This window comes from Pseudoxanthomonas sp. LjRoot204_2 (assembly GCF_056175765.1).
In genome coordinates, this window is the sequence record NZ_JBGFFG010000320.1 from 1 (window position 1) to 3,948 (window position 3,948).

3 protein-coding genes, 1 pseudogene and 1 riboswitch are annotated in these 3,948 nt (G+C 69.0%); of the genes and pseudogenes, 1 reads left to right on the forward strand and 3 read right to left on the reverse strand.

The genetic code is table 11. The features are described 5' to 3' along the window. The 3 genes from AC04L7_RS13860 to AC04L7_RS13870 form a co-directional block, all read right to left on the reverse strand. A partial coding sequence (locus AC04L7_RS13860; protein WP_475513221.1) for a peptide chain release factor 3 occupies positions 1-1,147 on the reverse strand: 1,147 nt, incomplete at its 3' end. 73 nt (positions 1,148-1,220) lie between these two features. After that, positions 1,221-2,141, reverse strand: coding sequence for a peptidoglycan DD-metalloendopeptidase family protein (locus AC04L7_RS13865; RefSeq protein WP_475513222.1), 921 nt, complete (start codon positions 2,139-2,141; stop codon positions 1,221-1,223). A 2-nt stretch (positions 2,142-2,143) separates the two neighbouring features. Further along, positions 2,144-3,238 (reverse strand): phytase, encoded by a 1,095-nt coding sequence (locus AC04L7_RS13870; RefSeq protein ID WP_475513223.1) that lies wholly within the window; start codon positions 3,236-3,238, stop codon positions 2,144-2,146. 114 nt (positions 3,239-3,352) lie between these two features. Next, a riboswitch (SAM riboswitch) is annotated at positions 3,353-3,469 on the forward strand. Between the two features lie 87 nt (positions 3,470-3,556). Here AC04L7_RS13870 and AC04L7_RS13875 point away from each other — a divergent pair. Further along, a pseudogene (locus AC04L7_RS13875) lies at positions 3,557-3,948 on the forward strand (homoserine O-succinyltransferase MetX); the annotation flags it as partial.

Below are 3,948 nucleotides of genomic sequence, written 5' to 3' on the forward strand. Positions count from 1 at the left end.
CGGTGAAGGTGTCGCCGATGGAGATCGTGCCGTGGTTGTGGATGCCGATCACGTCGCCGGGATAGGCCTCGGCGGCGATCTCGCGGTCGCTGGCCATGAAGGTCAGCGCGTTGGCCAGCTTCATCTCCTTGCCGCTGCGCACGTGGAAGGTCTTCATGCCGGCCTCGAAGCGGCCCGAGCACACGCGCATGAACGCCACGCGGTCGCGGTGCTGCGGGTCCATGTTGGCCTGGATCTTGAAGACGAAGCCGGTCAGCTTGTTCTCCGCAGGCTGCACTTCGCGGCCGGTGGTTTCGCGCGGCTGGGGCGATGGCGCGTGCTCGACGAAGAAATCGAGCAGCGGCTGCACGCCGAAGTTGTTGACGCCGGAGCCGAAGAATACCGGCGTCTGCTTGCCGTCGAGGTAGGCCTGCTTGTCGAAGGGATGGCTGGCGCCCTGCACCAGTTCCAGTTCGTCGCGCAGTTGCGCCAGCATTTCGGCGCCGATCTTGTCGGCAAGGCCGGGCGCGTCGAGCGACGGGAAAATCGTCGAGTCCTGGCGGGTGAAGTTGCGGCCCGGTTCGTACAGGTGCACTTCGCCCGTCAGCAGGTGCACCACGCCCTTCAGGCGCTGGCCCATGCCGATCGGCCAGGTGACGGGGGCGCACTGGATGCCCAGCACGCTTTCGACCTCGTCCAGCAGCTCGATCGGGTCCTTGCCCTCGCGGTCCAGCTTGTTGATGAAGGTCATGATGGGCGTGTCGCGCAGGCGGCAGACTTCCATCAGCTTGATGGTCCGCTCTTCCACGCCCTTGGCCACGTCGATGACCATCAGCGCGCTGTCGACCGCGGTCAGCACCCGGTAGGTGTCCTCGCCGAAGTCGGCGTGGCCCGGGGTATCGAGCAGGTTGACGATCTTGCCTTCGTACGGGAACTGCATGACCGACGAGGTGACCGAGATGCCGCGCTCCTTTTCCAGCGCCATCCAGTCGGAGGTCGCATGGCGCGCCGCCTTGCGGCCCTTCACCGAGCCGGCCATCTGGATCGCGCCGCCGAACAGCAGCAGCTTCTCCGTCAGCGTGGTCTTGCCCGCGTCGGGGTGGGAAATGATGGCGAAAGTGCGGCGGCGCGCGGCTTCATCGGCCACGGCGCTGGTCGGATTGGACATGGGGCGGGCGCCCGGACGGGCGCTGAAGGAGCGGGAAGGCGGCGATTATACCGGCCGCGGCGGGTCAGCCGTCTCAGCGGCCCGAGGGGAACTGCAGCTGGCCAAGCGGGCCGAACATACGGAACGGCACCGACTCCAGCCGCATGCCGCGGTTGGCCTGAACCACGAAGTGCAGGTGGGGGGCGGTGGAGAAGCCGGTGTTGCCGGACAGCCCGATGTACTGCCCCTTGCGCACGTACTGGCCTACGCGCACCTGCGCGCCCTCCGCCTTCAGGTGCGCGTACAGCGCCATGGTGCCGTCGGGATGCAGGATGCGGATGAAGTTGGCGCGGCCACCGTACTTCTCGCGGTTCAGGCCGGCCTTGTCGAAGTCCGACTCGACCTGCATCACCAGGCCCTCGCGCGCGGCGACGATCCGGGTGCCCTCCGGCACCGCGAAATCCACCGCGTTCAGGTTCTGCGCATCGCTGTGGCTGAAGCGACCGCCGGGGCCCTGGTCCACGCGCACGCGGCCGTAGTCGAACGGCAGGCGGTACTCGTAATCCTGCGGTTGGCTGGCGGGGTCACCCGGCATGCCGTCGAGGGTCAGTTCGAAATCGCCGCCGCGCAGCGGATCGGTCACGCTGATGTCGGCCACCAGCACGCTGCTGCGCGCCGGCACCACCGCACGGGCGGGCAGGGCGGGCGCGCTGCGCACGTCGCGCTGCCGACGGAACCCCAGCTGCACCTGCACCGGCCCGTGCATGAGGTTGTCGGCCCACGCCTKGTAGCGCGTGCCCTGCTTCTCAAGCCGCAGCCGCACCAGCGCGCTGGGCGGATTGCGGAACCGCATGACGTCCAGGCCGCTGCCGGCCAACTGCTCCGGCGGAGGCGGCTGGTCGCCGTACTGCGTATAGCCCTGCTTGTCCTTCCATCGATACAGGCGGGCAGCCGCGAGGTCGCCCACGCTGCCGACCAGCATGATGATGCCGCAGGCCAGGGCCAGCCCGCGCATGCTCACCGCGGGCAATCGCCCTGCAGGTCGAGCGCGCGGGCGATGTCGCGCAGGTCGAAGGCGGCCAGCGAGACGTCGTTGTGGAGCGCGAACAGCGCGCCGGCCGGGAACCGCTTGGTCGGCATGGCGTAGAYGGTCTCGCCGTCGGTGTTGGACGTCACCTTGCCTGAGAACACACCGGACGGCGCCAGCGTGGCGCGGTCGAAGACGCGGAAGCGCGTCGGGGTCAGCTGGTCCACGGCGATCCAGTAACCGGCCTCGGTGGTGCACGACCATAGCGCGATGCCTTCGGCATCGGCGTCGAATGTTGGCAGGCTGTGGCCGCGGTAGGCGCCGGTCGCCAGCCGATAGTCCCGCAGGGTGGATCCGACGCGGCGGTCTTCCTCGGCGATCAGCAAGCGGTCGTGCGCCGGATCTCCGGCGATGGATTCGACCATGCGCAGCGCGCCGGCCGCGCCGGTATCGCCGAATTGCCCGAGCAGTCGGGTTTCCAGCTTCCCGCCCTCCTCGACGCGCACCTGGAACCGCTTCACGCGACCATCCAGGTCGGCCATCGGTGGCAGGGTCATCGTGCGGAAATCGGCCATGAAGCTGTCGGTGACGAACAGCTCCAGCTCGCCCGGCGCGGTCTCGTGCACCCACAAGCCGTAGGGCGAGCTCAGCACATCGGCCCCGAACGCGCCCAGTGGCGCGAAGTCCGGCAGGCGGAAGGCCTGCACGCGGTGGTTGTCGCGTTCGGCGACGAACAACAGGTCGCCGAACACGGCGATGCCGTTCGGCCGGTTGAACTGGCCCACCGCGTCGCCCGGGGTGCCGACCGTACGCAGTCGCTGACCGGTGTCGGCATCGTAGATGGCCAGGTGGTGGGTCGCCTTGGCGGTGGCGATCAGCCACACCGGGCCGTCTTCGGTCGGCCACGCCACCAGCGAATCCAGTTCGTCGCCGGCGACCGGCGCGGACACCCACGCTTCCGGAAGGATGGCGTCGGCGGCGGTCTTCGGCGGCGGCGCAGGCGGGGTCGAGGTGTGCAGGGGGGCGGTGGAACAGCCGGCCAGCAAGGCCGCGAACAGGCCGCCCAGAAGGGGTTTCAAGGTCATGTCAGGGATTATGCGGCATTGCCGCACCCGCCGGCAGCGGGATCGCGGTCGAGAATCCATCGCTTCATCCGAATAAAGCGATTGACATTGGTCGGAGCCGGGGGCAAAGTAGCTCCACCATCGAGACCGGCAGAGGGACAGGCCCGAAGAAGCCGGGGCAGCCAGCGACGCGCAAGCGCCGTGGTGGTGCCAAATCCTGCGGGGACCTCAGCGTCTGCCGGAAGATGGTTCGTACCGTGCCCTCGCACGGCGAACGCGAGCTCCGCGAAGCTCGGTGGTGCAGTCCCGTCCCGCGAGGGATGCCCACCGGAAGCCGCCATGAGTTACGCCAGTCCCGCGCTGAACCGCTTGCCCGAACCCTCGCCGATCGAGGCGTTTCCGCTGTCTTCCCCGCAGGACGCAGGTCCGCGCGCGCTGCGGGGTGAAGTGGTGGTCGAGCTGGCCATGCGCCATGCCGGCACGCGGGCGGTGACCTTGCGCTACGAACTCCAGGGCGCGACGGGCGCCCCGGTCGTGTTCGTCGCCGGCGGCATCTCTGCGCATCGCCACCTCGCCGCCAGCGACGTGTTCGCCGAAAGCGGGTGGTTGAACGAACTGGTCGGCGCCGACCGCGCGCTGGATCCTTCGCAACGCCAGCTGCTCGCGTTCGACTTCGTCGGCGCCGACGGGCGCCTCGACGCGCCCATCGATACCGCTGACCAGGCCGACGC